Below are 1425 nucleotides of genomic sequence, written 5' to 3'. Positions count from 1 at the left end.
ATCCTGGCGCTGGCGCTGGCCTTCAACCTCATCGGCGATGCGCTGCGCGACATCCTCGATCCGACGCAAAGGGGCCGGGCATGATCGCTTATCTCGGCCGCCGGGTCATCCAGTCCGTGCTCATCCTGCTCGGCGTCTCGCTGATCACCTTTGCGTTGCTCTACCTGCTGCCCGCCGATCCCGTCCGACAGATCGCCGGCCGTAGCGCCACGCCCGAGACGGTCGAGAACATCCGCCGGCAGCTCGGCCTCGATCAGCCCTTCTTCATCCAGTACTGGCACTATCTGACCAGCCTGCTCAGCGGCGATCTTGGTCGCTCCTACATCCAGCGTTCCGAGGTCACGGAGCTCATCGTCTCGCGGCTCCCGGCAAGCCTGCTTTTGATGGTCGGCGCCATCCTTTGCGAGCTGGCGATCGGCCTGACGATGGGCCTGCTTGCCGCCGTCAGGCGTGGCACCGCCACCGACCAGACGCTGATGGTCGCGTCCTTTGTCGGCGTCTCGGCGCCGCAATTCGTCGTCGGCCTGCTGCTCCTCTATGTATTCGCCGTGCGGCTCGGCTGGTTTCCGATCGGCGGCTACGGCACCTGGCGCCATTTGGTGCTGCCCTCGCTGACCATGGGGATACTCGGCGCCGGCTGGTACGCCCGCATGATGCGCTCGTCGATGATCGACGTGCTGCGCCAGGACTATATGCGGACCGCCCGTGCCAAGGGCCTTGCGCGCGGCGCCATCATTTTCCGCCACGCCCTGCCAAATGCCATCCTGCCGGTCATCGCCATGATCGGCATCGACATCGGCATCTTCATGGGCGGCATTGTGGTGGTCGAAAGCGTGTTCGGCTGGCCCGGCATCGGCCAGCTTGCCTGGCAGGCCATCCAGCGCGTCGACATTCCGATCATCATGGGCGTCACCCTCGTTTCGGCCTTCGCCATCGTGCTCGGCAATCTCCTGGCCGATACCGTCGCACCGTTCATCGATCCGCGCATCAAGCTCAGATGAAAACCAAAAAAGACCGGTAACAACCAGAGAAAGGGAACATGAGATGAAGAACTTCTTGACCTCCACCGTTGCGGTATCGGCGCTCGCGCTGATGCTCGGCATGACAAGCGCCCGCGCCGAAGACGCCGTCGATCCGAACGCCAGGCAGGGCGGCGCGATCACCATCACCTACAAGGACGACGTCGCCACGCTCGATCCGGCCATCGGCTATGACTGGCAGAACTGGTCGATGATCAAGAGCCTGTTCGACGGGCTGATGGACTACGAGCCCGGCACCACCAATCTGCGGCCCGACCTCGCCGAGAGCTACGAGATCGCGCCCGACGGCAAGACCTTCACCTTCAAGCTGCGCCAAGGGGTGAAGTTCCACAATGGCCGCGAGATGACCGCCGACGACGTGAAATATTCGCTTGATCGCGTCACC

Annotated in this window: 2 protein-coding genes; both read left to right on the top strand. The window is 63.6% G+C overall.

Annotated features, from left to right (window positions below; translation table 11 throughout):
• Nucleotides 1-80: 80 nt before the first annotated feature.
• Complete coding sequence (locus tag EOA86_RS34605; protein ID WP_128345611.1) at nucleotides 81-1001, top strand: ABC transporter permease; 921 nt, start codon at nucleotides 81-83, stop codon at nucleotides 999-1001.
• Between the two features lie 43 nt (nucleotides 1002-1044).
• Nucleotides 1045-1425: ABC transporter substrate-binding protein (locus EOA86_RS34600; RefSeq protein WP_245497474.1), on the top strand; the 381-nt coding region annotated here is incomplete at its 3' end.

This window comes from Mesorhizobium sp. M5C.F.Ca.IN.020.32.2.1, from assembly GCF_004023105.1.
GTDB lineage: Bacteria > Pseudomonadota > Alphaproteobacteria > Rhizobiales > Rhizobiaceae > Mesorhizobium > Mesorhizobium wenxiniae.
Note: the sequence above shows the minus strand (reverse complement) of the source record. Positions and strands in the feature narration are given on the sequence as shown.

Coding starts and splice junctions, on each gene's coding strand:
- EOA86_RS34605 (WP_128345611.1), top strand. CDS start 81: ATGATCGCTTATCTCGGCCGCCGGGTCATCCAGTCCGTGCTCATCCTG.